Below are 25,518 nucleotides of genomic sequence, written 5' to 3' on the forward strand. Positions count from 1 at the left end.
ACGATACTTTGCACTAACCAAGCGTCATTGTCGCTGGTCGAATTGAAGAATAAGCTTATACAAAGTACATCATTCATTTTTTTGCAACATTATACGTCTCAAGTACTGATAAAAAAAACTAACCCCGCCATGGCGGGGTTAATAAATGTCAAATCGAAACGCTGAATTGGCATGTCCCATTTGCGAACACAGATGAACAGAATTTAAAAAAGTGCGCTTCAGACATGGCGCCCGGATACAACTTTTATCTGTGCCGGATTACCACCAATAAAATATGCCAGATCCGCAGGGCGATCTATGTTCCAAATCACAAAATCGGCTGCTCTCCCTACTTCCAGGGTTCCAATTTCCGCTGAAAGACCCAGAGCACGCGCCGCGTTACAGGTGATTCCCTGCAACGCTTCTAAAGGCGTCATACGGAAAATTGTGCACGCCATATTCATGGTCAATAACAACGAAGTCATAGGTGAAGTTCCCGGATTGCAATCGGTCGCCAGGGCAATCGGTACGCCTGCTGCACGCAACGCTGCCAACGGTGGGTATTTCGTTTCACGCAAAAAGTAGAAAGCGCCAGGTAACAAGACAGCCACCGTGCCATGCTTAGCCATCGCGGCAATACCGTCATCTGACAAATATTCGAGATGATCGGCAGATAAGCCCTGATAACGTGCGGTCAACCCTGCCCCACCCTGATCAGATAATTGCTCAGCATGCAGTTTAACTGGCAAACCAAGAGATTGTGCCGCCTGAAATACCCGCTCAGTTTGTGCGGGAGTAAAGCCAATTTTTTCGCAGAACACATCCACCGCGTCTACCAGGCCTTCCGCATGCAGAGTCGGAAGCATCACGTCACAAACCAGGCTGATGTAATCGTCTGAACGGCCAGCATATTCTGGGGGCACGGCATGGGCACCCAAAAACGTCGTTTTAACACGCACCGGAAATTCACGACCTATCCGCCTAGCGACACGTAAAATCCGCGCTTCTGTTTCCAGATCAAGACCATAGCCAGATTTGATTTCCAGCGTTGTCACACCTTCAGAAAGCAGACTTTTTAAACGCGGTAAGCAGGCTTGTAATAAATCATCTTCGGTAGCGGCGCGCGTAGCATTGACGGTAGACACAATGCCACCACCCTGGCGGGCGATTTCTTCATAGGCAACGCCATTTAAGCGCGCCTCAAATTCATTGCTGCGATTACCGGCATACACCAGATGAGTATGACAATCGATCAGACCTGGTGTCAGCCAGCATCCAGCGCCATCGTGCATGGCATCAGCGGTGCTATCTTTTGGTAAATCAGCCGCTGCGCCTAGCCACGCAATTTTGCCGTTACTAACAGCGATTGCTGCATCACGTATCTCACCATAACCATCGGTCATGGTTGCCAGATGCAGGTTTTTCCATAAGCTATCCCAATGCGGCATCAGCTTTGTCCCATATTTAAAAAATGGACGCGAATCAAATATACGTCCGAACCTTCATCCGCGGAAAATCCTAAAATAATGCCTTCATGCTCGTGACGTTCTTCGAATAAACACAGATCACCTGCAATGATTTGCTCACCAGAACTCAGCGTCGCCGTGCCTTTAGCGCAATACAGCAGCAATTGTTGCGCGTCACCAGCAGCGACGAAGTGTTCGCCAGCTGAAAGTCTTTGCATGTAGTGGCTACACACGTCACGTCGCGTCATCATGTTCAGATCAAGGACGGTATCGGCAATCAACTCAGCATTGATCGGTAGCTCACCGGAAAACCTGTGTGGCGTACTTGTCTGCGTCAACTCAATGCTAGCAGCAGGTGCCTGCTGGCCATCGTCGGTATGCAAAATCAGGCCCGCACCCGACAAAATAGCCAGCGTACGGTCTATCTGAGCAAAATGCGAAAATGGTCCATCAGTATTCACCGTTGCAGTACTCAAACGCCAGACGAAATTATCCAGCGTGGCATCCGAAGGAAAAATCGCCAGCTCAGTCGTGCTGCCGCCGCCATTTTTCCATGGCATGGTTTGATAGTCCTGATGGGTCCATTTACGCATAATCAGATTTTCAGATCAACTTAGGCTAAATATAAGTGTTGGTACAGATGTTGACATTGTGCACTCAAACTACCAGACACGACCAGTTCTTTTGCTGCTTCGATATCTGGTGCAAAGAAGCGATCTTTATCGTAGAACGACACTTTGCCACGCAAAGACTGGTGCACTTGGGTCAGCATCTCCGACGTTTTGAGTGGCGCGTGGAAATCCACACCCTGCGCTGCCGCTAACAATTCTATACCAACAATGGTAGCCGTATTGTGTGCCATTTCGTGCAAACGACGCGCACCAAAGGTCGCCATACTGACGTGATCTTCCTGATTAGCCGATGTCGGAATCGTATCAACGCTAGACGGATGCGCGTGGGATTTGTTTTCCGAAGCCAACGCAGCAGCAGTCACGTGGGCGATCATGAAGCCAGAATTCAGACCAGATGATGGCACCAGGAATGGTGGCAAACCTGAGATGGAAGAATCAATCAGCAGAGCAATGCGGCGTTCCGAAATCGAACCGATTTCAGCAATCGCCAATGCCAGCGTATCTGCCGCAAATGCGACAGGTTCGGCATGGAAGTTACCGCCAGAAATCACCTCACCTGTTTCGACAAACACCAGTGGATTATCAGTCACGGCATTGGCTTCGATCAGCAAAGTACGTGCCGCATTGTTGATGATATCAAGGCAAGCCCCCATGACTTGCGGTTGACAACGCAAGCAGTACGGGTCTTGCACGCGCTCATCGTTGACCAGATGCGACAAACGAATTTCGCTACCTTTAAGTAACTCACGATAAATCGCCGCAGTGGCAATTTGACCTGGTTGACCGCGACTTGTGTGGATACGTGCATCAAATGGCGCATCGCTACCTTTAGCGGCATCCACTGACAATGCGCCAGTAATTGTTGCAGCCTCTAACAAACGCTCTGCGAGGAACAAGCCATTTAGGGCCAGAGCAGTGGATACTTGCGTACCATTGATCAATGCCAGACCTTCTTTTGCCGCCAATACGACTGGCGTAATTCCAGCTTGTGCAAGTGCTTCTTTGGCAGGAACCAATTTACCGTTCACACGCACATCGCCTTCACCCAGCAATGCCAGCGTCATGTGTGACAATGGCGCCAGATCACCGGAAGCACCGACTGAACCTTTGACCGGAATGGTCGGCATGATGCCTGCGTTATACATCGCAATCATGCTATCGATCACCGATGCACGAATGCCAGAGAAGCCACGTGCCAGACTGGCGATCTTCATCGCTAAAATCAGACGTACAACTTCATCGGAAATCAATTCACCCGAGCCTACCGAATGCGACAAAATCAGATTGCGTTGCAACAGCTCTAATTGCTCATCCGGAATACGGGTTTTGGCTAATTTACCAAAACCGGTATTGATCCCGTAAGCTGCATCGCCCTTGGCGACAATTTTATGAATCGTATCAGCCGATGCATTGATCGCGGCATAGGCGCCTGGTGTCAATTTCAATGGCTGTGACGCAGTCCAGATGGCGCGCAGATCGGACAGACTGAATTCGCCCGGATGAATTTCAACATACTTAGTCATTATTTTTCTCTCTTTAATTATTCTGTCATTGGTCGATGGATCAGTTTGATTACTTGATCATCGGCAGATTCAAGCCTTCACGCTTTGCGCATGCAACGGCCTGTTCGTAGCCCGCATCCGCGTGACGCATAACGCCAGAGCCGCAATCATTGACCAGCACGCGTGCCAGACGTTTAGCAGCGGCCTCAGTACCATCAGCAACGATCACCATACCCGAATGCTGCGAATATCCCATACCAACGCCACCACCATGATGCAGAGAAACCCAGCTCGCACCGCCAGCGGTATTGAGCAAAGCGTTCAGTAAAGGCCAGTCAGAAACAGCATCAGTGCCATCTTTCATACCTTCTGTTTCACGATTTGGACTGGAGACAGAGCCGGTATCCAGGTGGTCGCGACCAATTACGATAGGCGCTTTGAGTTCGCCATTTTTAACCATTTCATTGAATGCCAGACCAGCAATATGGCGCTCGCCCAAACCTAGCCAGCAAATCCGCGCTGGCAAGCCCTGGAACGCAATGCGTTCGCCCGCCATGTCCAGCCATTTGTGTACGCCTTTATTGTGCGGGAACAGTTCTTTAATCTTGGCATCCGTTTTACGGATATCTTCCGGATCGCCAGACAAAGCCACCCAACGGAATGGGCCTTTGCCATCACAGAACAAAGGACGAATGTAGGCAGGAACAAAGCCAGGAAAATCAAAGGCATTTTTAACGCCGGTGTCAAACGCCACCTGACGGATGTTATTGCCGTAATCTACGGTGGGGATACCCATCGCATGGAAATCCAGCATCGCTTGCACGTGAACCGCACAGGCCTGCGCTGCGTCCGCAGTCAGTTTGGCATGTTGGCTGGCATCATGTTGAGCTGCTTTCCATTGCTCAACGCTCCAACCGATAGGCAGGTAACCATTAATCAAATCATGAGCGGAAGTCTGATCGGTCACCAGATCTGGCTTCATGCCACCCGCTTTCGCACGCTGAACCAGTTCTGGCAAAATTTCAGCAGCATTGCCCAGCAAGGCAATCGATACCGCTTCTTTGCGGTCGCAATGATGTTTGATTAATGCAAGTGCGTCGTCCAAATCTTTGGCTTGTTTGTCTACGTAGCGGGTACGCAGGCGAAAATCAATACTGCTTTGTTGGCATTCGATATTTAAAGAAACCGCACCTGCAAAACTTGCAGCCAATGGCTGTGCACCGCCCATACCACCTAAACCAGCAGTCAGTATCCAGCGGCCGCCCCAATCACCATTGAAGTGCTGGCGGCCAGCTTCTGCAAAGGTTTCATAGGTTCCCTGAACAATGCCTTGGGTGCCGATATAAATCCAGCTACCTGCAGTCATCTGTCCGTACATGAACAAGCCTTTGCGGTCGAGTTCATTGAAGTGTTCCCAATTTGCCCACTTAGGTACCAGGTTTGAATTCGCGATCAAAACACGCGGTGCGTCTTCATGAGTTTTGAACACGCCGACCGGTTTGCCAGATTGAATCAGCAAAGTTTCATCTTCGCCCAGAGCCTTCAACGATGCCAGAATCTGATCAAAACATTCCCAGTTACGCGCTGCGCGACCAATGCCACCGTACACGACCAGGTGTTTAGGATTTTCTGCCACGGCGGGGTCCAGATTGTTCTGAATCATGCGATAAGCAGCCTCCGCCACCCAGGTTTTACAAACTTTTTCAGCACCAGTTGGTGCATGGATTACGCGGCTGGCATCCCAGCGAGCATCGTTTTGAAGGTTATTCGTCATTTTGTCTCTCTCCAGGTACGACAAACATTACATACAAAAACACGTCCAGATACCGGGGTATCAGCCAGGACGCGCTATCAATTGATTTTGATTACAGCTCAACTCAAAATAAATTTTAAGTTGTATATACAACTTTTGCAAGCGGATTTTTAATGAGACAATACGAGCGCTACTTCATTAGGATAATCGTGTCAAAAGTTCAATCACCCTCACCCGCCTTCCAGACCATTAAAGACTATCTGCTCAAGGAAATCCAGACGGGTACCTGGAAAGAAGGCGACGCTATCCCCTCGGAAGCCATGCTGGCAGAGCAATTTGGCGTTTCGCGCATGACCGTGAATCGGGCGGTTCGCGAGCTAACCAGCGAACAGATTTTGAACCGGATACAGGGTTCCGGTACCTATGTTGCCCAGCAAAAATATCAGGCAACCCTGGTTGAGATTAAAAGCATTGCCGAAGAAATTCGTCTGCGTGGACACATTCATCGCAGCGAATTACATCTTTTAAAAGAAATTCCAGCTTCTGAGCAACTTGCGCAAGAATTTAATGTCAAAGCCGGACATCGTCTTTTTCATTCAGTGATTGTGCATTTTGAAAACGACATGGCGATTCAGGTCGAGGACCGTTGGGTTAATTCCAGCGTAACGCCAGATTACTTAGCGCAAGACTTTAGCAACATGACGCCGAATGAATATTTAGTTGCTGTCGCCCCCTTGCAAGGCGTCGATTACCGCATTGAGGCCGTCATGCCAGGCAAACAAGTCGCTGAGATGTTGCAAATTTCCATCAAAGAGGTTTGCCTGGTATTGCACAGAAAGACGCGTTCCCAAGGAAAAATCGCCACGATCGTGACCATGTGGCACCCTGGAAAGCGTTACCAGTTTGCCGGAAGTTTCTGACAGAGCGACCGCATTCTGAGGTGATGAAACTAAGCACCAACAACTGGTAACAATGTAAATACCAGTGACAAGTTAAAATACGCGCAGTTTTTTCAATAAAAAGATCAAATCCATTGATCAAGAGCATTTATAGAGGACAACACCATGGCAAAAAAGAATGATATCGATCCAGAAACAGAAGCACTGATCGCCTGGTGTATCGAAGTAGAAGGATTTTTAGTCGCTGGCGGTGCTACTGTTGCGCAAGCGCAAGACCATATCGAAGAACAAATTGAGTGGTTCACCGATTTATTTTTTGATGGTTTAACACCAGAAGAAGCCGCTAAAGAAGCATTAGCTTAAACAAAAGGGCTCTCGCCCTGCACAACACTTGGTTTAGATTACAACATGGTTCGTCGCTTTTTATTAATTCCCCTCGTATTTTTATTGTCTGGCTTGAGCGCCTGCTCCAGCACTAAAACGTCGGGACTCCAGCATGAAGAATTTGGTGAGACCGGTGTCTTTACGCGTAGCTTCCCTGGCACCGAACAGGCTGCCTGCGAAGCATCCCGCCGCGCCTTGCTCAGTCAGGGGTACGTGATCAATGAGTGGAAACCAACCAATATTAAAGGTCGCCGCAAATACCAGCACGACGCCGAGACCCACGCTGAAATTGAGTTTAATGTCGTTTGTGTACCGGATAGCAAAGGCAGCAATAGCTCAACTATGTTTGCTAATGCGATACGCGATCGTTACTCGCTCAAGAAGAGTAATAATTCAGCCAGCATAGGCGTCAGCGCCATCGGTTCCGTATCATTGCCATTCGGTTCTACCGACGATTCGCTGGTGAAAGTTGCTAGTGAAACCATCGCTACTGGTCAATTTTATAATCAGTTTTTTGACTTAGTCGAACGCTATCTGGACGCGACTAAATTCCCAAATGAACCTGATAGCGATAAAAAAGACATGGCAAACAAGCCCACTGAATTACCCGCGGCAAAAATGGATGCGGGCAGTAACAGCAAGCCTGAATCCACGGGAGCCACAGCATTTACAGCGACACAAAACAAATCAGACAATAAAATGGACAACAACTAAGCCATGTTTGAAAAAACCATGCAAGCAGATGACTTACAACGATTGCTGACCCTCAAAATGCCATATGGCAAATACAAGGACAGACTGATCGGCGACCTGCCTGGGCACTATCTGGGATGGTTCGCACGCGAGGGTTTTCCTAAGGGTGAAATTGGGCGATTATTAGAATTAATGTATGAAATCGATCACAATAACTTGCGCGATTTACTCATTCCTTTGAGAAAATAAAAACAACAACTGCAACTAATAACATTCATTAGCAATCATTAATATTCATTAGCAATCATTAATATTCATTAGCAATCATTAATATTCATTAGCAATCATTAGTATTCATTAGCAGACCAGTGAACACCAAATAAAAAAGCAGCGCCACCAATGTGTGCGCTGCTTTTTTTCAAATCAAAAATTTGAGTAGAACCGATGAATTAAGATTATTTAAATTCAGTTTTTGTTTCTTGCTTGTTTTGTTTGCCAGCAGCAGAGGCAGGCAAAAATTTCATCGGATCGTTCACGCCAGCAGCGTAAGCGGTCACGACGCTTTTTTGTCTGAGGCAAGAAGCGCTCAATACAGTTGCATCAGCAGCGGCAGAATTTGTGCAGACTTGCAATTGCTTAACCGCGTCGAGTGGAATACCGGCCGCAGCAGCAACAGAGACGATGGATTGTGGATTCGCACCACCTGCAACCAGACCGTCGACGGTTGCTTGCAGATTTGCACTGGAAGTCAGCGCATTAAAAATACCCTCTACGGAGGTATCAACACCCTCAGCGTAAGCAGCAGAAATACCACCTACCAGAGCCAGACCAACTACAGCGCTTTTAATCAATTTTTTCATAGCGTCTCCTCAACAAATCGACAAAATTGTCTTACCTCAGCGAATGATTCTAATGAAGACTCATGTAAATAGAAAGCACTGATTTACAATTAAAAAGAAATAAATCATAGCAATTTCCGTGTGGAAATTTTTTGATGTTTTCAGATCATATCAATGGTGCGGGTCTCAACGCGGGTTGCACGCTTCCTATAAATTATGCCGCCTCAGTTACCTCGTTTGCGGCAGCACGTGCCAATTCCAATGCCTTCAACTGATCCATCACTTTTTGATCCACTTTTAACGCCTGCTCAGCCGGAATCACCAGGGTCGTAATTTGTTTCAAATTCGCCTTCGGCAAATCACCCAAACGGATTTTTTCGATGCGGTTTTGCTCTATGGGGTTGGTTGCGGCTTCATACAAAATCACTTCATGATCGAGTGAATACGTGAGGGCCAATTTGTCGATAATAATTTGCAAGTGCGCTGGTTCAGTGTCGTAACGCTTTAAGGTTAAATCACCAGCTAGACCAATTTGCCAGACGACGAACATCGCAGACGGATCGATCACCCGTTCATAAATCATAAACTGCGTCGCTTCCATCGACTGCATGCCACGTGATCCTGGATCAATGCCAAGATCAGCGACCAGACAATCCAACGCTGAAATACCTGGCTCCATGTGCGCGGCATACCCCTCTTTACGCGCATCGGCAATCGCCATGTGTGAGATACAAGCAAAGATGCCAGGATGTCCGTAAAATGCCGCGCAAACGCGCTTGCCGGCGCGGACTTCTTTCAAAATCGTGTCCGTCATACGACGGTAAGTGTTACGGCGGGTTTTACCATCAATTTTGGTGTCTTCATAATGGTCATTCAGACACACATATTCTTTGGCGATAGTCTGCAGCCATTGACGCGTAAAAATATTCGGCACGGCGGCAATGACGATGTCAAATGACTCGATATAACTCTTTGCGAGGGGCGTCAATTGCCCCGCCATACGCATGCCTGTACCTACGCATACAAGTTGTCCGGCTTTTTGATCGCTCATATTGGAAATTTCTGGTAGGTAATGATGGCTTAATCACTCAAACACTGAGACACAATTACGTCCATCAGCTTTGGACTTGTAAAGTGCCTTGTCAGCAGATTCCATCAAGGCTTCAAAGGTGCTGACGGTATAGGTATCAATGGTCGCAATACCAAAACTGGCGGTCAAAGGAAAACGAAATCCGCTCGGTTCGGTATCAATTGCAGCAATCGCTAAACGGCAACGCTCTGCCAGTTGTTTGGCGACATGGGTATCCGCCGCAGGCATGCAAATTGCAAATTCTTCGCCGCCTAAACGCCCAAACATATCACCTTTACGCAATACTTCGGTCACTGCCTGACATACATGAATCAATACCCAATCACCAGTCGGGTGACCAAAGTTATCGTTAATTTTTTTAAAGAAATCCATATCGAACAGGATCAGGCTGATCGGCGCAGTTCGCTCAGCGACCGCCGCTGTAGTGATATCGATAAAATGCCGGCGGTTACTGATCTGTGTCAGCGCATCGACTTGCGCATGACGCTTAAAGATATTTTTTTGCTGTATAACTTTCCACAGCCACACACCAACCAACAACAATGCAACGACAATCAGACCGATGAATAGCAACAAGACTTGATTATTTTTTTTATCTAGTTGTTTTTCTATCGATAGCAATTTATTTTTTTGTTCAAGCAAGGTCAGTTGATTAGCCTTGTCTTGCATATCGAATTTGACACGCTGATAGGCGATATTTTTTTGTAGCTGTTGATCCAGCAAATTATTTTTGAGCTTCAATGCAGTGTCCGCATACTCTAAAGCAGTTACGTATTGCCCTTGAGCTTGCTTGGTCTTGGACATGGTTTCATTGGCTTTTTCCTGCAATTGCAAAAATTTACCTTGTGCTGCATGCAGATAAGACGATTGTCCGTAACGTTCAGCGAGATCCAATCTTCCTTGCGCTAAATGGGCGCGCGCCAATGCCTCTTCTAAATGTGAAACATAATCTGAGGAAGGGTCAATTTTCGAGTAATTGGCGAGCGCCTGCTCCCCTTCTTTTATCCCGATTGAAAATTCACCTGAATCAATAAGGTCAATCGATTTTAAGACATTCGCTATAGCGACAACGATCTTATATTCAGCGATTCGACAGACATCATTTACCTCCGGAAGCAATTTTCTCGCCTGATCTGGTCGTCCGCTTGAAAAATAAATTTCCATGCGATCGCCAATGCCTATGCATTTTGCGTGTTTAACTTCACCCACATCGGTGTTATAAAGTCGATCGGCGTAAATCATCGCGTCATCGTAAGCATGAACATGCGAAAGCACCGAGTATGCGCCTTGTAAGATACCGATTTTTGAATTCGCATCCGTAACTGTTGGCAACAATGCAATTGACTGATTTACGACTTTTAAGGCTGCTTCATATTTACCTATGAGCGCATAAGCATCTGACAAATGATACAAATAGCGAGCTTTTTCATTTGGATCTTTTACATTTGAAATACGCTTCTCAATAATTTCAACTTCGTCTTCGTATTTACCTCTTAACGCAAGGGAAGATAGTTGTTCGAGGTAAAAACGATTTTTTTGCGGCTCACTTAAGCTTGACTCACGCTGCTTAAGCTGTTCCAGTAAAGGCAGGGCCAACTCCGGAGAATTCCGAAGGTGGAGACTTATCTGATTCAAAATAGCATCGTTACTATCGCTATCTTGACCATTAAGTTGGTTCGAATTTGCAAATAAGGGAAGCGTTGAGCCAACGATCAGAAGCACAACAATACAGAACACTCTCGACAAAAATTGAGTCATGTTTTTCGCTGTATCAACGCTAACTTCGGTAATTAACGAGGCTCGTCAGTCGACTGAATAGAAGGCACATCTGCCTCAGCAATACCAGCAACTTTTGCCACATGTGATTTATTACCAGACTTAATCGCAGCTTGCTCTTCATGCGACAAACCAAAATGTGTCATTGCAGCATGCGGGTCTTTTGCATGCGCTGCACTTGCGTCAGCATTTTGGTCAAGGTGATTCAGATAATCGACTAGCTTTGACATACACTACCTATTCAAAAAGGTTGATGAGATTAATGCAAGGGAAGATTCTATTATGTTTTCGCTAAAATTGTAACTAAATGGAACAATGTTTCTCCGCATTTTCATTAAAAAAGACGCAACACCGGATAACGATTCCATTCAGGTTCTTTAAAGCGCTGGCAGTGCGTGAAAATAAAGTCCAGCACGGTGGTCTGATCTTCTAACAAATCAGGGTTGACTTGCTTCCAGGCTTCAAACGCAGCACGGGTACCGGGTTCGTCGCGCAGGATTTCTGCGGCGGTATCTTCAAACACGTAATCGGAATACGCTTCTTTTTTCTCCAGACAGCTATTGAAAAAGCCCCAGCGGAAGAAGCTGTCGTGCGCTTGTGGTTCCAGTGTTTCGACGATGTAACGTGCCTGTGGCTGATCGATTGAAATCAGATAGTCGCCGGCCAGTGCCTGCACTTGTTCTTGCTGGCTTTGCAGGTTCACTTCGTCATGGAACATGTGTCCTTCATACGCATGTGGGCGTGAGGTGACAGAAAGCACGCGGTAGGTTTCGGCCTGCATCACTTGATCGGCACTCAAACGCTGCATTTGCACACCATTCCATTGCAGGCGTTCTATCACGGTACGCCACGATTGTGGCACCAGATAGGCTTTAGGCTGCACAACATTGATATCAGCAACAAAGTGATTAAAGTAAGGGATAGGTTTTTCCCATGGCTGGCTGCGGTCGTACGACAAGCGCGTGTAGTGCCCGATGACGCTAGGGCTATACACAGCTTTGTAGCCTTTGAATAAGAAGCTGGACTTTTTTCCGTGGTCTGCTGACCAGTGGACTGCCACTTTCTGGTTCCTGGCTGCAGCCACCCGCGCTTGTGCGCGCAGTTGCTGAATTTGCGTTGCATTGGCGATGGTGAAATTTAAAACGGTTTCCACTAACGCACGCATGGACTCGTAACGATCAGCAAAGGGCTTCAACATATGCGTTTCTGGCATGAAACCAATGGTGTGATGCAGGGTGGCATAACCCGTTGAGAAGCGCGGTGTTTCTAAGAAATCTTCGATGCCGTGGTCAGGAATATCTTTAATCGGATTCACATACGGGCAAGTCGGCCAACCGCGTTGCGCCATCTCGGCATAGATGGCTGGCAACATGGTATCTTTAAGGAATGGTCCTAAACCGTAGCCCAGCTTATCAGTTTGCGTCTGAATCAGGGTCATGGTGTAGTGATAATCTGCACCGTTGGAGGTGTGGGTATCGACCATGACATCAGGGCTCCAGGCGCTGAAAAAGCGATTGAAGGCTTGGGCATTTAAGCTATCGCACTTAATAAAATCACGATTCAGATCCAGATGCTGGCTGTTACCGCGGAAGCCAAAGCTCTCTGGCCCATCCTGATTCACACGGGAGGTATTCTGACGGTTCAGACTACCATCGACGTTGTACATAGGGATAAACAAGAATACTGTTTTACCCAAGGCAGCCAAACGTTCAGGCTGAAAACAAAAATCTCTGACCAAGGCCATGCAGGCGTCCACGCCTTCAGGTTCACCAGGATGGATGCCGTTGTTATTGAAAAACACGGGTCGCCCTTGCGACTGCAAGTTCGCACGATCGAATTCACCATCAGCAGTGATCACTCCAGCAAATAAAGGCCGTCCGGCATCTGACTGCCCAATTTCAAAGAAATGCAGAATCCGTGGGAACTGTTGCGCTAACTCTTGATAAAACCGGATGCAATCATCCCAATGCGTGGTCTGGTTGCGATTTCCGCTTTCATAGGGTGTTTTAAAGTCTGGTGCAAACGGCAGCTGGGTAGTCATAGTCTGGCGAAATGAAATCTGGAAAGCGTTGATTCTAGCTCACTCTGGGATACATTTCGTAGTAATTTAGTCTCGTGGCATACTGCAATAAAAAATTTATCGAAGCCCCAATTTTCAGGAGAAAATCTTGACCGACGCTGAATTATCAAAATTAAAAAATTCTTGTCATACCCATCTGGCAGGTCATAAAGCACTTTCTCCGGCAGAAAGTTTTGCCAACATGGCAGCATGGTGCGCACAACATCAGATTGAAAACGATGTGTATGGGGAAGGCGCAACGGTTCAAGCATTCGAACAAAAAGTCGCCACCTTACTGGGCAGGGAAGCCGGATTGTTTTGCATTACCGGCACCATGACGCAAGCAACCGCGCTCAGATTGGCTTGCCAGGAGCGAGGCAACCCTTTGGTAGGATTGCATGCCAGCTCGCATATCCTGATCCATGAGCGCAGTAATTTCCAAACCTTGCAGCATTTCCAATCGCTCACTTTAGGTCAACCACATCGTCCTTGGGCATACAAAGATATACAAACCCAAACAGAGCCATTAGCCGCCTTGCAAATTGAATTGCCAATGCGAGAAATTGGCGGTCAATTGCCCGCCTGGGACGAGCTCGAAGCCATCAAAACGCATTGCCATGAACAGGATATTCATTTGCACATGGACGGTGCCAGATTATGGGAAGCAGCCGCTTACTATGGCAAAACCTGGCAAGAAATTGCACAGGGTTTCGATACGGTCTATGTCTCATTTTACAAAGGGATGGCAGGTCTTGGTGGCGCGATGCTGTTGGGTAAAAAAGAATTTCTGGCAAAAGCAAAGGTATGGAACCATCGCTTAGGCGGGAATGTATTCCGCCGCACGCCTTACGTGGTGTCGGCTGCCATGCAATTTGATGAGCGCCTTGCTGCAATGTCAGACTACTTCAAACGCACTCAGGAGCTATTTGTGCATTTACGCAATTATCCGCCGTTACAGACGAACCCGTCCCAGCCACAAGCAAATATGCTGCATGTCCACTTGCCAGTTTCAGCAGAAAAGGCAATTGCTATCCGTAATCGTATCGCTCAGGAACATGGTATCTGGTTGTTTAATAACGCCGTTGCCGCAGCGTTACCAGAAAGCAGCATGTTTGAATGGTATGTCGGTGATCAGTTATTGCATCTGGATGATCAGACCTTACGTCGTGCGTTGGATTTATTTGTGGCGGAGATTGGCCATTAATATGTAGCGTCGTAGGAAGGGTGCGCCCCACACGGTGGCTCCCCCTCCACCGCAAGCGGGAAAAGGGAAAAGGTAAAAGGGAAATGGGAGCTTAAGCGCATTCAATCATCGATGATTAAACCTGCTGCGCCGTCTCAACAGCCCGCAAACGTTCTACAAGCCGGTCGCGAACAAAATGAATGTGGCTACGCAGGTGATACAACTCCTCCATATACGACAAGGGTAAGCTGGTGTTATTAACTTTTTCTTCTATCTCATCAAGGTGCTGCATTTGCTTTTGCAAGGTGTGTACAGGTGAATTCTCCCCTGCTTCATCGATGAATTGCTCCGCGATGCGCAACTGACCGTACCAGCGGTAAATGCGTGAACGGATACGCCATACGTAGAGCGGCGGTATCACTTTGGATAAAGGCAGCAGCAAAGCGCCAGCTGTGATCAGCACCACCCACATGCGATCAAAAAAGTTCGCCATCCAGAAGCTCATATAGCGTTGCAACATTGGCGGGCCATTTTTGTAAAACTTCTCGGCTTCCGCCGCGACAGGAATTTCTGTGTATTTATCCGATGGAAATTCACCCTGATCACTAAACCAATCTGCTTTACTGTGAATTTTACGCGCTGCCTGCAATAACAACCCCATCAATGCCGGATGCAAGCTTTCATGCGCAACCAATGTCGCGGTAGGGGCAATCAGATGGTAATCCCGAGCAGGAATATCCCGTCCTATATCAACAATCCCGCGCGGTAATACGACGCTGGATAAAAACGGAAAACGACGCGTATAGGCTTCGGCCTGCACAAAATCAAACAAGCGTACATCGGGTGTCTGGAGCAGTTGCTGTACCAGCGGTGAGTCACTAGCGGAGCTAAATACCAGTGCATCGAGCTTACCGTTTAAAAATGTTTTGGTCGCTTCCGCATCATCCAGACGTTGAATTTGCACGTCAGCATCTTGCATGCCATTAACGCTCAAAATCTGCGAAAACATGCGGTGCATGCCATTGCCCTCGGCACCGAGATTGATACGTTTGCCTTTAAATTGGCTGATGGTATCGAACTCTTTTTTGCTCCGGTAAAAAATCCAGATCGGCTCGTAAAACAAGCTACCAAGTGACACCAGGCCTTTCTCTTCAGCTATTTGCGCGTCAGTAGAACCGCTACGTACAAAACCGACCTGAATATCCGAATCGGGATCGCTGATTTTTTGCAAATTCTCTTGCGAACCCTGAGAGGGGTTGATGTGCAGCGTCACTTTATTTTTGGCCAACTCCGAAGCATACTGTTTGGCGAAACGCTGGTAAGAACTATTTTCCGGGCCAGCAGAAAGTTCAATCACGCGCTTCGGTGCCGGATCAACGAGGTAGTAAGCGGCACCAGCAATAATCACTAGCGCCAGGATCATAGGGCCAAATGCAAGCAACAAATCGCGTATTGAAAACAACGTGAATTTAATTTTTTTCATTTGGCATCTGGCTTAGGGCAAGAGAGTTATTTTGGTGAAATCGGCACGTATTCGGATTGCAATTGATCCAGACCTGCGCACATTTTTGCGAACGCAGATTCTACCTGTTGCGGGTCACCTTTGACACCTAACTCAATGTGTCGACGTTGTGTTTCTGTCGCAACGCTAGGTAAGCTGAAGACTTTAATTAAGGGGAACTCGGCTTCCAGCTGTTCCATCATTGGCGTCAGCACAGATTCTATGGCTTCATAAACGATCACTGCTTTCTCAGCGCGTGCTTGTTGGTGAAACAGATGTGAGTAATGCGTGTCCAACACCCATTCCATCATCGGCCACGCCATGACTGGAAAACCTGGCACAAAATAGTGCTGCTTGATCGCAAAGCCCGGAATTTTATTAAATGGATTTGGGATCAATTCTGATCCAACCGGAAATTCACCCATCTTGAGTCGATGCAAATTATCGGGCGTATTGAGGTCGACAGTTTTACCCGCTTCAGCGGCGGTATCCATGATACGTTCTTGTATCAGACGTTTGGCTTCCGGATGCAAAGCAATGTCAACATTCAAGGCCAGTGCGGCACACTGGCGCGTATGATCGTCCGGCGTTGCACCGATGCCACCAGTTGAAAACACGATATCGCCTGATGCAAAGCTACGCTGCAAGGTGGCGATGATACGTTCTCGGTTGTCGCCGACGTATTCTGCCCAATCCAATTGCAAACCGCGTTCCGTCAGTATCTGAATAAACTTCGATAAATGTTTGTCTTCGCGTTTGCCTGACAGAATTTCATCGCCTATGATAATGATGCCTATCGCCATAATCTGCTCTCGTTGTTATGTTGTCTGAGCCTTGAGCCTCTGCTGCTCCAGCGCTGCCAGACAATAATGTTGGAACCACAAACCGGTAAAGACAAATACCAGTACATATAACCAAATTGCCGCACCTGCAATGACAGGTAAAAACATGACCGAAATAACGCCACCTAACCATAACAAACCAGGTGCCGCACCAAATAAACCAGCCACAGTACCGATGAATAACAAAGACCAGCGGTGTTGCTGTATCAAGGCCTTACGCTCATCAACGTCAGCATGCGCCGCCAAAGCGTCATACACAATCACTCTATAAGTCAGCCAACCCCACAACAAAGGTTGCAACACCAGACTGATCACAGGAAATAAAGTCAACGGCAAGGTTACTAGCCAGATTACCGCAAAAATCAAAAACGAGCTGAGCGAGAACCATAAACTGCCAAACACCGAGCCGCCACGTTTTTGCTCCAACTCAGGATAATACTTGCCACCAACATGTTTGCTAATTGCCGGCATGGCAAACAGACCGATGCACAACAAGGCTGTAAAAACCATGACTGGGAGCAGCAACCACATCGCCACCAGCGGCACGACCATGGCTTTAAACGTCAACAAACCCAACATCGCTAACACATCACCGGCGGTCTGAAAACTATGATGATCATTGAACCATTCTTGAACAAAGTCGATCAACGCTTGCATGCCAAACCACATCGCGACGCTCCACAACAATAGTGCAGCGATAAACGGCAAAAATGTCAGCAGCAACATACGGATATGCAATTGCGAGGCAACCGCCCTGCCCCAGGAAACACTTACTTTGACGATACTCATGCTTGCTTATCCTTCGCTTATTTTTGCATTACTTCTGCATCATTATTTTTGCAGGCCGCACATACGCTTTAAGCCCAGCCATTGCTGCGACCAAAAGCCAGTACCATATTCACGAGAGCACCCTTCCGGCGCTGGCAATTGATCGCGTATGCCGGTCAATGCAAATTCTTTACTAAAATACGCAGTACCAAACATTACATCCCATATCGGAAACAGCACCGCAAAATTATGTCCACCAAGGGTGCCCTTGCCTTTGGTTTCATGACCAATACCGATCGCGTGATGGGTACGATGGAAGCGTGGCGACACCAAGAAGTATTCACCGACTTTGCCAAAATGTACTCGGATATTCGCATGCTGCAAACTCTGCAACATCTGCGACGCCATCACTAACATCACGTATTGCCCTGGTTGTACACCTATCACAATGGCGATCACTCCCATATATACATCGCGTAAAAAATCGTCGAGTAAATGATTGCGGTTATCGCTCCATAAATTCATATCGCGCTGGCTATGGTGCAGGCTATGCAAACCCCACCACCAATCAAACTGGTGTTCGGCGCGGTGATACCAGTAATCAAAGAAATCCAATACCACCAGATACGCAAAAAATAACAGCGCCGGGTAAGTCAAAAAACCCGGCCACATGTTTTCCAGATTGAGTGGGTTGACACCTTCAAAATGCAAGACCGCCGTCAATTTATCCAGCAAGGGGTCAAGCACAAAAAAGATTAATATCGAGAAAGCACCGAGCCGATGCAAGGCGGTGTAGATAAAATCATTCCATCGCGCAAAGCGATTTTCAATTTTTTGTACAGGTATCAGAGATTCTAATGGCCGCAAAATGACAAACAGCACGATCAATTGCAGTACGCCAAAAATAAACCACTCCACGCCTTCAAAAGAATCTTCAACAAATTCGCCCAAGCCAAGATAAAACATGGCGGGTTGTACGATAGTTTCAAAAATCCACGCTTGCAGCGTTGTCATTAGTTCTGAATAATTCATGCCTTCTTCTAACTTAGTGTTTGGCCTGGCGTATCGACTATTTCCGATAGGCCGGATGCTCGCGCAAAGTTGCAAAACAATAGCCTTTTTGTTCCAGACCAGTGATTAAAGGTTCCAGATTTTCTGGTATCCACGCTTGCTTACGCGACCAGATACCCAGATGCGCCATAAAAATGTCGCCATCGCGTAAATGATCAAGCACCCGCTTCAACAACACCGGATTACTAAATTTTTCGCTCGATAATTCATCGCCAGAAAATCCCGCGGGTGCCCAAGCTACATGGCGATAACCGCAAGACTCACCGGCTTTGAGCAAATTCGGCGTGAGCTTACCGCCGGGTGCGCGCCAGAGTGGATCAAGCTTATGACCCGTCAATTGTAGAAATCGTTCATCGACACGATGCAATTCTTCGCAATATTGTTGTGATGTCCAGATTAATTCTTTACCCGCCTGGGCACCAAATTGTGGTTTGACGACGATACGGCCATCGGCTAAATCGTTGACCACATAGACATGATCGAAGGTATGCGTACCAAACGCATGCCCTTCGTTGGCTAAACTTTTCCAATAGGTAGCCCAGTTCGGGTCTAGCGAATAATCGCCATTGATGGTTTTTTCGTTCGCCAGAAAAAAACTGGCTTTGATGTGATGTTGACGCAGTGTATTGGCAACCAACTGCGCCTGTGATTGACTGCCCGTATCAAAAGTCAGATAGACGGTTGCTTTACATACTTTTGGATCAACGTTACCCGCTGCGGTGACACTACTGGCATTGAGTAGTGTCGAGGCTACCAACACCCACTCCAGCAGGTACTGGGCGGGGCGCTGGATACTCAGAATAGCTTTACATGTCCGGTGCGCGATTGGCAAAGTACACTCCGTGCGGTGATCGTCCAACAGGAATCAGCTTGATGACCTTTCTGGATGGAATATCGATCACGGCGACTTTTTTAATCCAGCGCAATGTGGTCCACAAAGTTTTTCCGTCAGCGCTGACCTCCATACAATCCGGGCCACCTGGAACAGCAATGCTGCCGATGTTTTCTAAAGTTTGCTGGTCGATGATATTGATTTCATTCGAAGTACGATTTGAAACAAAGATATGCCGTTTATCACCCATTGCACGGAAATTATGAGTGCCCACACCAGCCGTGATTTTCTTTACGGTTTTTTGGGTGCGCCAATCAATGACTTCAACATAATTACTGCCCATGATGCCAACCAATAAGTATTTATCGTCTGGTGTCATGGCAATACCAGCCGGTAATTTTCCCACCGGGATAGTCCATTTTACTTTTTGGGTCGCCAGATCAATCGCTGACACCTGATCGCTACCCTGCTGGGTAATAAATACTGTGGTGCTCGCTTTGTCGAAAGCCATGTGACTAGGTAATTTGGCTAAAGGTACACGACTTGCTAATTTCAAATCTTTACCGTCATAGCGATAAAAATCAACACGATCTAAACGCAATGAGTTCGAAACAAACCATTTTTGATCTGGCGAGAAGCCAATTTGATAAGGATCGGCAATATCTTTGATGCGGCGTTGAATTTGTCCACTGACCGGATCGAGGAACACCAACTCATCACCAACCGCATTGGCAATGATCAATGATTTGTTGTCTGGCGTCGCCATCAGATGATGGGGTTCTTTGCCGACCGGGAAAGTGCTGATTTCTTTGTATGTCGTTTGATCAAGGAGCGTTACCGTCGCATCACGAGAATTCAATACCACAACCACATTTGCTTGTGCCGCAGGACTGAAAAAAGGAAAGAGAAGACCAACCAGCAAGGATGCCAACAAAGAACGACTACGCATGAACAAAGACCGCTAATAAAAGAAATAAGCCAGCATTTTACCGTGCATAGACCGATAGTGTTTGATTAAGCTTATAGTTTTCTTATTTTTCGCCATTTTTTAATGATAATTCGATAAGCAATTTATTTCATTTGAGAAATAAAGCCGTTATTAAGAGCGCGATCAGCGCAATTGCATCGTAAATAAAAGCGATAACAGGAATTTTGTTCTACAATTGCCCCACTTTTTTTCGAGATTAAAGGAATCCCATGAGCACGATCACTACCGTAAGCGGTTTGCAATACGAAGATAAAGTTGTTGGCGAAGGCGCAGAAGCACAAGCTGGCAACCACGTTGTAGTGCATTACACAGGCTGGTTGCAAAATCCTGATGGCAGCGCTGGCAAAAAATTTGATTCCAGCAAAGACCGCAATGACCCATTCTCCTTCCCACTCGGTGCTGGTCATGTGATCAAGGGCTGGGATGAAGGCGTACAAGGCATGAAAATTGGCGGCACACGTATCCTGACTATCCCGTCGAGCTTAGGCTACGGCCCACGCGGCGCAGGCGGTGTGATTCCACCAAACGCGACCTTGATTTTTGAAGTTGAATTGTTGGGTGTTTAATTTGGTTTGACACCAACATGGGGGAGTATCCTTCAATTTTCTCTCAATGTCTTGATGAAATAAGCTCCACAAGAGCATGAATTTAAATACTCCCTACCAGTAAAAAAGCGCCAATGTCGGCGCTTTTTTACAATCTGATGTAGGACGCCTCAACTCCCCGAATCCCTACCCCATCATGTGATCTTCCATTCACGGAAGAAGGGTTCGTTGAATAGTGGCTACAAAATAGTGGCTACAAAAAATTTACCTTATTCTTTAATAAAATGCTGACGGTAGTATTTTAATTCTTCGATCGATTCAACAATATCAGCCAGTGCTGTGTGCTTCTGCTGCTTCTTAAAACCCGCCAACAATTCCGGCTTCCAACGGCGGCAAAGCTCTTTGAGCGTCGATACGTCCAAATTGCGATAATGGAAATACGCTTCCAGTTTTGGCATGCCGCGTACCATGAAACGGCGGTCCTGACCGATGGTATTTCCGCACATTGGTGATTTACCGGCTGGCACGTAAGGTTTTAAAAACTCTATCAGTGCTTGCTCAGCTTCAGCTTCAGTGACTGTGGACGCCTTCACTTTATCGATTAAACCGGAACGACCGTGGGTGCCTTTGTTCCAGGCATCCATTTTATCCAGCGTTTCGTCAGATTGATGGATAACAAACACCGGACCTTCTGCCAATACATTCAATTGTGAGTCTGTGACCACGACCGCCACTTCAATGATTTTGTCAGTATCTGGCTCTAAACCGGTCATTTCCATGTCAACCCAGATCAGATTCATCTCATTTGGGCGGATTGTAGTGTTAGTGTTTGCTTGAATGTCGGTAGCTTGTGACATAATTCTTCCTTAGCTTTTTTTACGAATGCCACATTTTCCCATGAATTCAGTTACCTTTTCGGTTTTCTTCATCGGCTTTCTGCTGATTACTCTTATTGTGCAGTTCTGGCTGGGCTCGCGCCAGATTCGTCACATTCTCCAGCATCGCGCTGCAGTACCACCAGAATTTGCGTCTAAAATCCCCCTGGAAGCGCATCAGAAGGCGGCTGATTACAGCATCGCCAAGACTAAATTCGGCTTGGTTTCGCTGCTTTTTAACGCTGTGGTGCTGATGGGTTTTACTTTGTTTGGTGGACTGCAATTCTTGTCGGTAACGGTACTCAACCTGACTGGCCCCGGCATGCTGTACCAAATTGGCTTGTTGGCGGCATTTGCTGTTGTCAGCGGATTACTGGATTTGCCATTCTCGTATTACTCGCAATTTGTGCTGGAACAAAAGTTTGGCTTTAATAAGATGACCCCTGCTCTGTTTTTCGGTGATATGCTGAAAAGCACCGCCTTAGGTGCAGTGATTGGTTTGCCTTTGATCTGGGTGGTGTTGAATTTGATGGATAAGTCCGGTGCGCTGTGGTGGCTGTACGCTTGGGTAGTCTGGAGTGGTTTTCAACTGTTGATGATGTTGATTTACCCTAGCGTGATTGCGCCGATTTTTAATAAATTTACGCCATTAGAAGACGACAGTCTGCGTAGCCGCATTGAAGGTTTAATGCAAAGAGTAGGTTTTGCTTCTAAAGGCTTGTTTGTAATGGATGGCTCCAAGCGTAGCGCACATGGCAATGCCTATTTTTCAGGTTTTGGCGCAGCGAAGCGCATTGTGTTTTTTGATACGCTGATTGCCCGCCTGGCACCAGAAGAAATCGAAGCTGTACTGGCGCATGAATTGGGGCACTTTAAGCTCAAACACATCGTCAAACGCATGGTGGTGATTTTTGGTGTGTCGCTGGCATTTTTAGCATTGCTTGGTTATCTGAAGCAGCAAGTCTGGTTTTATACTGGACTGGGTGTTGATCCTATGTTACTGGCAAAAAATGATGCGATGGCACTGATCTTGTTTATGCTGAGCTTGCCTGTCTTTACCTTTTTGTTTTCGCCACTGACCTCGATCAGTTCCCGCAAACACGAATTTGAAGCCGATGCATTTGCTGCCCATCACACCAATGCAAATGACCTGGTTGCAGCGCTGGTCAAACTGTATGAAGATAATGCATCGACATTGACGCCAGACCCGCTGCACTCGGCATTTTATGATTCTCACCCACCAGCGAGCGTTCGCATCAGCAAATTGCTGACATCCTGAAACGAGTTTTAAAATAAGTAAGAAATAAGCAAATAAAGGAAGACACCATGATTAAGACCACAGATTTACTTGCGATCAAATCTCAGCATACTGAAACTGGCCTGGCTGATTCCAAGCTGGCGCCCTATTTCGCAGCGACACCAGGTTGGGAGCAAGATGGCCCACGCATCGTTAAAACATACAACTTCAAAAACTATTACGAAACGCTGTCGTTTATTAACGCGATTGCCTACGTCATTCACGCCGAAGATCATCACCCAGAATTAGTCGTTACCTATAACCGTTGCGTGATCAAATTCGATACACACACTGTGAATGACGGCAAAGGCGGCATTTCAGTCAATGACTTTATCTGCGCGGCTAAGATTGATGCGGTTTTTGAGCAGAGCTTTTCCTGATGGCACGCTTGCAAGGTCTGGTCATTGCTGCGCATGGCCGCCATTATCTGATTCAGGCCGAGATTGACGGCAGCCAGCAAAAACTACATTGTGTCACTCGCGGAAAAAAAAGCGATGTCTCCGTTGGTGATATTGTGGAGTTTGCCCTCACGTCCAAAAATCAAGGCGTCATCGAAGCGATCACCGACCGCAAAACTTTGCTGTACCGCTCTGACCAGTACAAATCTAAGATGCTGGCGGCAAACTTAACGCAACTCTTGATTGTGGTCGCCACCGAACCTAGCTTTACCGATGATCTGGTATCGCGTGCCTTAGTTGCTGCGGAATCGTCTGGCATTAAGCCGCATTTAATTCTGAACAAAGTCGACGTGACAGAATCACTGGAAAAAGCCCGTCAGCGCGTTGGTTTGTACGCCAAACTGGGCTATCCGGTGCATGAGGTTTCAGCTAAAGGCGATCCGGAAGTCACCCGCTCGCTCCTGACCAAACTAATGCAAGGCCAAAGTACTATTCTGATTGGTCAATCGGGGATGGGTAAATCTTCTCTGATCAATTTGCTGATACCCGACGCAGAAATCGCGACACGCGAGATCTCTGCTGCATTAGACACCGGAAAACATACGACCACATTTACGCGTCTGTATCACATGGACGAGAATTCGTATGTGATTGATTCTCCGGGTTTTCAGGAATTTGGTTTACATCACTTAAGCGAAGGTATGCTGGAGCGCGCATTTCCAGAATTTTTGCCGTATCTGGGAAACTGCAAATTCTATAATTGCCACCATCATGCCGAACCAAATTGTGCGATTTTAGAGGCTGTAAAAAGCGGCGCAATCTCGCCGATGCGGCACCAGATGTTTGAACAGTTGGTACACGAATCTCAACAGACAATGGGTTATAAACCACATTGATGTTGTAAAGACTCGTAGGGTGGGTGCATCTCCTGCCATCGCGTTGGCTGGCGGTGCGCACCCGCCCTACAGAACCTCTCAGAAAGCGTCGATACGCTTCAAAGCTGCCCCTGTTTCAACTTCTCCAACCATTGTCGTTCACTCTCTTTAAACGGTTTTTGCAGCATGCGTTCTGGCACTTCCCAAATCACAACTTTAGGTGGTTCCTGCTGAAACGCTTTACTTTGCAGATAAGTCATCGCCGCGCCGTCAAAATCGCCGCCGTCTTTTGCCAGATTAGCGACTGGTACGCCCAGATGTTGGCTCATAAACGGCACAAAATTGCCACGCAGGCTAAATGAAGTTCCCACCAATGCGATCGATGGTAGACCGCCGTCACCAAACAAATCATCACTCTTATTAACGACGGGGGCGACGGTACTATTGGCGACTTTTTCAACTGGTGGACGCAACCACAGCGGCACGCCTTCTAGATTGGATACACGGAACAAATCACCGGGGCGTTCTTCGGTAACGGTTTTAATCGCACCAGGTGCTGGTTTTAAATCCGTTTTATCAGCCAACTGTAAATCTTGCAATCGACGCGCGATCGCCATTGCTGCGGCATCAGCACCGGTTTCATTCCAATGTGAATCTGTACGGTAATAACGCTCTGTTTTGACTGACTCCAGTGCTTCACGCAGGTCGATGACTTCAACCTGATTCTTTCTAAGGGTATTGATCCACATTTCGACGCGCTGCGCAAATGCTGCTGGTCGATGAACCCCACACAGGTGTTCTTGCTCTATGCGGGTTTTGTCAGGTACAACTGCAACCATCAGACTCACGCCACGTTGTTTGAGCAGATGTGCAACTTGCTCCACCATATAAGCGCGTGCGTTCGCATTTTGCGAACCACCATCAAAGGTGTTCAACTCGTCATTCAGAAAAAACCAATCTGTGCATCCGACACTGACCGCGGCGCCCGCATCACGTGCAATGTTCCAATCTACTGCACGCTGAATTTTGGCGAATGGCTTACTCCACAGAAAATGCTCATTTAATTGTGTAGTAAAGCGACGTGTAGACTCACCTTGTACGATGCTTTGTACAGGTGCCATCTCTTGCCATGTCTTTTGCGACACATTCATTAAAGAAGAAACACTGACAACCAGACCGGTCAGCATGATGGCAGCAAAGGATACGGCCGGAACATAGCGCCACGCACCCGCTTTTTTGGCGTCAAAGGAAAAAGATTCGCTCATGTTTTT

The 25,518-nt window shown here is 47.1% G+C and carries 26 protein-coding genes; 9 read left to right on the plus strand and 17 right to left on the minus strand.

What is annotated here, in order from left to right; translation table 11 throughout:
* Positions 1 to 218: 218 nt before the first annotated feature.
* The 4 genes from hutI to hutU are packed head-to-tail and all read right to left on the minus strand — an operon-like array spanning position 219 to position 5,353.
* Complete coding sequence (gene hutI, locus ACO0KY_RS10430; RefSeq protein ID WP_423045819.1) at positions 219 to 1,427, minus strand: imidazolonepropionase; 1,209 nt, start codon at positions 1,425 to 1,427, stop codon at positions 219 to 221.
* Positions 1,427 to 2,038, minus strand: coding sequence for a HutD family protein (locus tag ACO0KY_RS10435; protein WP_423045821.1), 612 nt, complete (start codon positions 2,036 to 2,038; stop codon positions 1,427 to 1,429). Before ACO0KY_RS10435 ends, hutI begins: the two co-directional genes overlap by 1 nt.
* Positions 2,039 to 2,058: 20 nt before the next feature.
* Positions 2,059 to 3,600, minus strand: a complete 1,542-nt coding sequence (gene hutH / locus ACO0KY_RS10440) for a histidine ammonia-lyase (RefSeq protein WP_423045823.1) — start codon at positions 3,598 to 3,600, stop codon at positions 2,059 to 2,061.
* 49 nt (positions 3,601 to 3,649) lie between these two features.
* Complete coding sequence (gene hutU, locus ACO0KY_RS10445) at positions 3,650 to 5,353, minus strand: urocanate hydratase (protein ID WP_423045825.1); 1,704 nt, start codon at positions 5,351 to 5,353, stop codon at positions 3,650 to 3,652.
* 185 nt (positions 5,354 to 5,538) lie between these two features.
* On the opposite strand from hutU, the gene hutC reads away from it, so the two are divergent.
* The 4 genes from hutC to ACO0KY_RS10465 all read left to right on the plus strand — a co-directional run bounded on the left by hutC (position 5,539) and on the right by ACO0KY_RS10465 (position 7,557).
* On the plus strand, positions 5,539 to 6,252 hold the full coding sequence (hutC, locus tag ACO0KY_RS10450) for a histidine utilization repressor (protein ID WP_423045920.1): 714 nt from the start codon (positions 5,539 to 5,541) through the stop codon (positions 6,250 to 6,252).
* Positions 6,253 to 6,396: 144 nt separating this feature from the next.
* Complete coding sequence (locus ACO0KY_RS10455; RefSeq protein WP_422991286.1) at positions 6,397 to 6,594, plus strand: hypothetical protein; 198 nt, start codon at positions 6,397 to 6,399, stop codon at positions 6,592 to 6,594.
* Between the two features lie 45 nt (positions 6,595 to 6,639).
* The gene (locus ACO0KY_RS10460; protein ID WP_186911755.1) at positions 6,640 to 7,329 is read left to right on the plus strand and encodes a DUF2242 domain-containing protein; all 690 of its coding nucleotides are present in this window, start codon (positions 6,640 to 6,642) and stop codon (positions 7,327 to 7,329) included.
* 18 nt (positions 7,330 to 7,347) lie between these two features.
* The gene (locus ACO0KY_RS10465; protein WP_186911909.1) at positions 7,348 to 7,557 is read left to right on the plus strand and encodes a DUF3820 family protein; all 210 of its coding nucleotides are present in this window, start codon (positions 7,348 to 7,350) and stop codon (positions 7,555 to 7,557) included.
* A gap of 206 nt (positions 7,558 to 7,763) precedes the next feature.
* Here ACO0KY_RS10465 and ACO0KY_RS10470 read toward each other — a convergent pair whose 3' ends face one another.
* The 5 genes from ACO0KY_RS10470 to ACO0KY_RS10490 all read right to left on the minus strand — a co-directional run bounded on the left by ACO0KY_RS10470 (position 7,764) and on the right by ACO0KY_RS10490 (position 13,054).
* Positions 7,764 to 8,168: a hypothetical protein gene (locus tag ACO0KY_RS10470; RefSeq protein WP_423045828.1), complete on the minus strand. Its 405-nt coding sequence runs from the start codon at positions 8,166 to 8,168 to the stop codon at positions 7,764 to 7,766.
* A gap of 193 nt (positions 8,169 to 8,361) precedes the next feature.
* Positions 8,362 to 9,198 (minus strand): SAM-dependent methyltransferase, encoded by an 837-nt coding sequence (locus tag ACO0KY_RS10475; RefSeq protein WP_423045830.1) that lies wholly within the window; start codon positions 9,196 to 9,198, stop codon positions 8,362 to 8,364.
* A gap of 33 nt (positions 9,199 to 9,231) precedes the next feature.
* Positions 9,232 to 10,995 (minus strand): GGDEF domain-containing protein, encoded by a 1,764-nt coding sequence (locus tag ACO0KY_RS10480; RefSeq protein ID WP_423045832.1) that lies wholly within the window; start codon positions 10,993 to 10,995, stop codon positions 9,232 to 9,234.
* 32 nt (positions 10,996 to 11,027) lie between these two features.
* Positions 11,028 to 11,243, minus strand: a complete 216-nt coding sequence (locus ACO0KY_RS10485) for a hypothetical protein (RefSeq protein ID WP_423045835.1) — start codon at positions 11,241 to 11,243, stop codon at positions 11,028 to 11,030.
* A 104-nt stretch (positions 11,244 to 11,347) separates the two neighbouring features.
* Positions 11,348 to 13,054 carry a M14 family zinc carboxypeptidase gene (locus tag ACO0KY_RS10490; protein WP_423045837.1) on the minus strand — a complete coding sequence of 569 codons (1,707 nt, stop codon included), beginning with the start codon at positions 13,052 to 13,054 and terminating at the stop codon, positions 11,348 to 11,350.
* A gap of 127 nt (positions 13,055 to 13,181) precedes the next feature.
* Between ACO0KY_RS10490 and ACO0KY_RS10495 the strand changes: the two genes are divergently transcribed.
* Entirely contained in the window at positions 13,182 to 14,276 is a 1,095-nt protein-coding gene (locus ACO0KY_RS10495; protein ID WP_423045839.1) for a threonine aldolase family protein, read from the plus strand.
* Positions 14,277 to 14,391: 115 nt separating this feature from the next.
* On the opposite strand, the gene ACO0KY_RS10500 is transcribed toward ACO0KY_RS10495, so the two are convergent.
* From ACO0KY_RS10500 to ACO0KY_RS10525, 6 genes are read right to left on the minus strand one after another with little or no spacing between them, the layout of a single operon-like run.
* Positions 14,392 to 15,738, minus strand: a complete 1,347-nt coding sequence (locus tag ACO0KY_RS10500; RefSeq protein WP_423045841.1) for a TAXI family TRAP transporter solute-binding subunit — start codon at positions 15,736 to 15,738, stop codon at positions 14,392 to 14,394.
* 26 nt (positions 15,739 to 15,764) lie between these two features.
* The gene (locus tag ACO0KY_RS10505) at positions 15,765 to 16,559 is read right to left on the minus strand and encodes a competence/damage-inducible protein A (protein WP_423045843.1); all 795 of its coding nucleotides are present in this window, start codon (positions 16,557 to 16,559) and stop codon (positions 15,765 to 15,767) included.
* Positions 16,560 to 16,574: 15 nt separating this feature from the next.
* Entirely contained in the window at positions 16,575 to 17,387 is an 813-nt protein-coding gene (locus tag ACO0KY_RS10510) for an EI24 domain-containing protein (RefSeq protein ID WP_186911746.1), read from the minus strand.
* Positions 17,388 to 17,429: 42 nt separating this feature from the next.
* The gene (locus tag ACO0KY_RS10515) at positions 17,430 to 18,398 is read right to left on the minus strand and encodes a sterol desaturase family protein (RefSeq protein ID WP_186911745.1); all 969 of its coding nucleotides are present in this window, start codon (positions 18,396 to 18,398) and stop codon (positions 17,430 to 17,432) included.
* A 37-nt stretch (positions 18,399 to 18,435) separates the two neighbouring features.
* Positions 18,436 to 19,236 carry a polysaccharide deacetylase family protein gene (locus tag ACO0KY_RS10520; RefSeq protein ID WP_423045923.1) on the minus strand — a complete coding sequence of 267 codons (801 nt, stop codon included), beginning with the start codon at positions 19,234 to 19,236 and terminating at the stop codon, positions 18,436 to 18,438.
* 7 nt (positions 19,237 to 19,243) lie between these two features.
* Entirely contained in the window at positions 19,244 to 20,218 is a 975-nt protein-coding gene (locus ACO0KY_RS10525; protein WP_186911744.1) for a cytochrome D1 domain-containing protein, read from the minus strand.
* Positions 20,219 to 20,466: 248 nt separating this feature from the next.
* Here ACO0KY_RS10525 and ACO0KY_RS10530 point away from each other — a divergent pair, with 248 nt between their 5' ends.
* Entirely contained in the window at positions 20,467 to 20,823 is a 357-nt protein-coding gene (locus ACO0KY_RS10530; RefSeq protein WP_162021193.1) for an FKBP-type peptidyl-prolyl cis-trans isomerase, read from the plus strand.
* 248 nt (positions 20,824 to 21,071) lie between these two features.
* Here ACO0KY_RS10530 and orn read toward each other — a convergent pair whose 3' ends face one another.
* Entirely contained in the window at positions 21,072 to 21,659 is a 588-nt protein-coding gene (orn, locus tag ACO0KY_RS10535) for an oligoribonuclease (protein WP_186911742.1), read from the minus strand.
* Positions 21,660 to 21,699: 40 nt separating this feature from the next.
* Between orn and ACO0KY_RS10540 the strand changes: the two genes are divergently transcribed.
* The 3 genes from ACO0KY_RS10540 to rsgA are packed head-to-tail and all read left to right on the plus strand — an operon-like array spanning position 21,700 to position 24,268.
* The gene (locus ACO0KY_RS10540) at positions 21,700 to 22,956 is read left to right on the plus strand and encodes a M48 family metallopeptidase (protein ID WP_423045846.1); all 1,257 of its coding nucleotides are present in this window, start codon (positions 21,700 to 21,702) and stop codon (positions 22,954 to 22,956) included.
* Positions 22,957 to 23,003: 47 nt separating this feature from the next.
* Positions 23,004 to 23,354: a 4a-hydroxytetrahydrobiopterin dehydratase gene (locus ACO0KY_RS10545; RefSeq protein WP_186911740.1), complete on the plus strand. Its 351-nt coding sequence runs from the start codon at positions 23,004 to 23,006 to the stop codon at positions 23,352 to 23,354.
* Positions 23,354 to 24,268, plus strand: coding sequence for a ribosome small subunit-dependent GTPase A (gene rsgA, locus ACO0KY_RS10550; protein ID WP_423045849.1), 915 nt, complete (start codon positions 23,354 to 23,356; stop codon positions 24,266 to 24,268). The genes ACO0KY_RS10545 and rsgA overlap by 1 nt, the downstream gene beginning before the upstream one ends.
* A 98-nt stretch (positions 24,269 to 24,366) precedes the next feature.
* Here rsgA and ACO0KY_RS10555 read toward each other — a convergent pair whose 3' ends face one another.
* Positions 24,367 to 25,512: an alginate O-acetyltransferase AlgX-related protein gene (locus ACO0KY_RS10555; protein ID WP_423045851.1), complete on the minus strand. Its 1,146-nt coding sequence runs from the start codon at positions 25,510 to 25,512 to the stop codon at positions 24,367 to 24,369.
* Between the last annotated feature and the right edge of the window lie 6 nt (positions 25,513 to 25,518).

Source organism: Undibacterium sp. Dicai25W, assembly GCF_049340505.1.
GTDB classification, from domain to species: domain Bacteria; phylum Pseudomonadota; class Gammaproteobacteria; order Burkholderiales; family Burkholderiaceae_D; genus Undibacterium; species Undibacterium jejuense.

Excerpts from the sequence above, each read along its gene's own strand:
- hutI (WP_423045819.1), bottom strand. The coding sequence starts at position 1,427 with ATGCCGCATTGGGATAGCTTATGGAAAAACCTGCATCTGGCAACCATG.
- ACO0KY_RS10435 (WP_423045821.1), bottom strand. The coding sequence starts at position 2,038 with ATGCGTAAATGGACCCATCAGGACTATCAAACCATGCCATGGAAAAAT.
- hutH (WP_423045823.1), bottom strand. The coding sequence starts at position 3,600 with ATGACTAAGTATGTTGAAATTCATCCGGGCGAATTCAGTCTGTCCGAT.
- hutU (WP_423045825.1), bottom strand. The coding sequence starts at position 5,353 with ATGACGAATAACCTTCAAAACGATGCTCGCTGGGATGCCAGCCGCGTA.
- ACO0KY_RS10455 (WP_422991286.1), top strand. The coding sequence starts at position 6,397 with ATGGCAAAAAAGAATGATATCGATCCAGAAACAGAAGCACTGATCGCC.
- ACO0KY_RS10460 (WP_186911755.1), top strand. The coding sequence starts at position 6,640 with ATGGTTCGTCGCTTTTTATTAATTCCCCTCGTATTTTTATTGTCTGGC.
- ACO0KY_RS10465 (WP_186911909.1), top strand. The coding sequence starts at position 7,348 with ATGCAAGCAGATGACTTACAACGATTGCTGACCCTCAAAATGCCATAT.
- ACO0KY_RS10470 (WP_423045828.1), bottom strand. The coding sequence starts at position 8,168 with ATGAAAAAATTGATTAAAAGCGCTGTAGTTGGTCTGGCTCTGGTAGGT.
- ACO0KY_RS10475 (WP_423045830.1), bottom strand. The coding sequence starts at position 9,198 with ATGAGCGATCAAAAAGCCGGACAACTTGTATGCGTAGGTACAGGCATG.
- ACO0KY_RS10480 (WP_423045832.1), bottom strand. The coding sequence starts at position 10,995 with ATGACTCAATTTTTGTCGAGAGTGTTCTGTATTGTTGTGCTTCTGATC.
- ACO0KY_RS10485 (WP_423045835.1), bottom strand. The coding sequence starts at position 11,243 with ATGTCAAAGCTAGTCGATTATCTGAATCACCTTGACCAAAATGCTGAC.
- ACO0KY_RS10490 (WP_423045837.1), bottom strand. The coding sequence starts at position 13,054 with ATGACTACCCAGCTGCCGTTTGCACCAGACTTTAAAACACCCTATGAA.
- ACO0KY_RS10500 (WP_423045841.1), bottom strand. The coding sequence starts at position 15,738 with ATGAAAAAAATTAAATTCACGTTGTTTTCAATACGCGATTTGTTGCTT.
- ACO0KY_RS10505 (WP_423045843.1), bottom strand. The coding sequence starts at position 16,559 with ATGGCGATAGGCATCATTATCATAGGCGATGAAATTCTGTCAGGCAAA.
- ACO0KY_RS10510 (WP_186911746.1), bottom strand. The coding sequence starts at position 17,387 with ATGAGTATCGTCAAAGTAAGTGTTTCCTGGGGCAGGGCGGTTGCCTCG.
- ACO0KY_RS10515 (WP_186911745.1), bottom strand. The coding sequence starts at position 18,398 with ATGAATTATTCAGAACTAATGACAACGCTGCAAGCGTGGATTTTTGAA.
- ACO0KY_RS10525 (WP_186911744.1), bottom strand. The coding sequence starts at position 20,218 with ATGCGTAGTCGTTCTTTGTTGGCATCCTTGCTGGTTGGTCTTCTCTTT.
- ACO0KY_RS10530 (WP_162021193.1), top strand. The coding sequence starts at position 20,467 with ATGAGCACGATCACTACCGTAAGCGGTTTGCAATACGAAGATAAAGTT.
- orn (WP_186911742.1), bottom strand. The coding sequence starts at position 21,659 with ATGTCACAAGCTACCGACATTCAAGCAAACACTAACACTACAATCCGC.
- ACO0KY_RS10540 (WP_423045846.1), top strand. The coding sequence starts at position 21,700 with ATGAATTCAGTTACCTTTTCGGTTTTCTTCATCGGCTTTCTGCTGATT.
- ACO0KY_RS10545 (WP_186911740.1), top strand. The coding sequence starts at position 23,004 with ATGATTAAGACCACAGATTTACTTGCGATCAAATCTCAGCATACTGAA.
- rsgA (WP_423045849.1), top strand. The coding sequence starts at position 23,354 with ATGGCACGCTTGCAAGGTCTGGTCATTGCTGCGCATGGCCGCCATTAT.
- ACO0KY_RS10555 (WP_423045851.1), bottom strand. The coding sequence starts at position 25,512 with ATGAGCGAATCTTTTTCCTTTGACGCCAAAAAAGCGGGTGCGTGGCGC.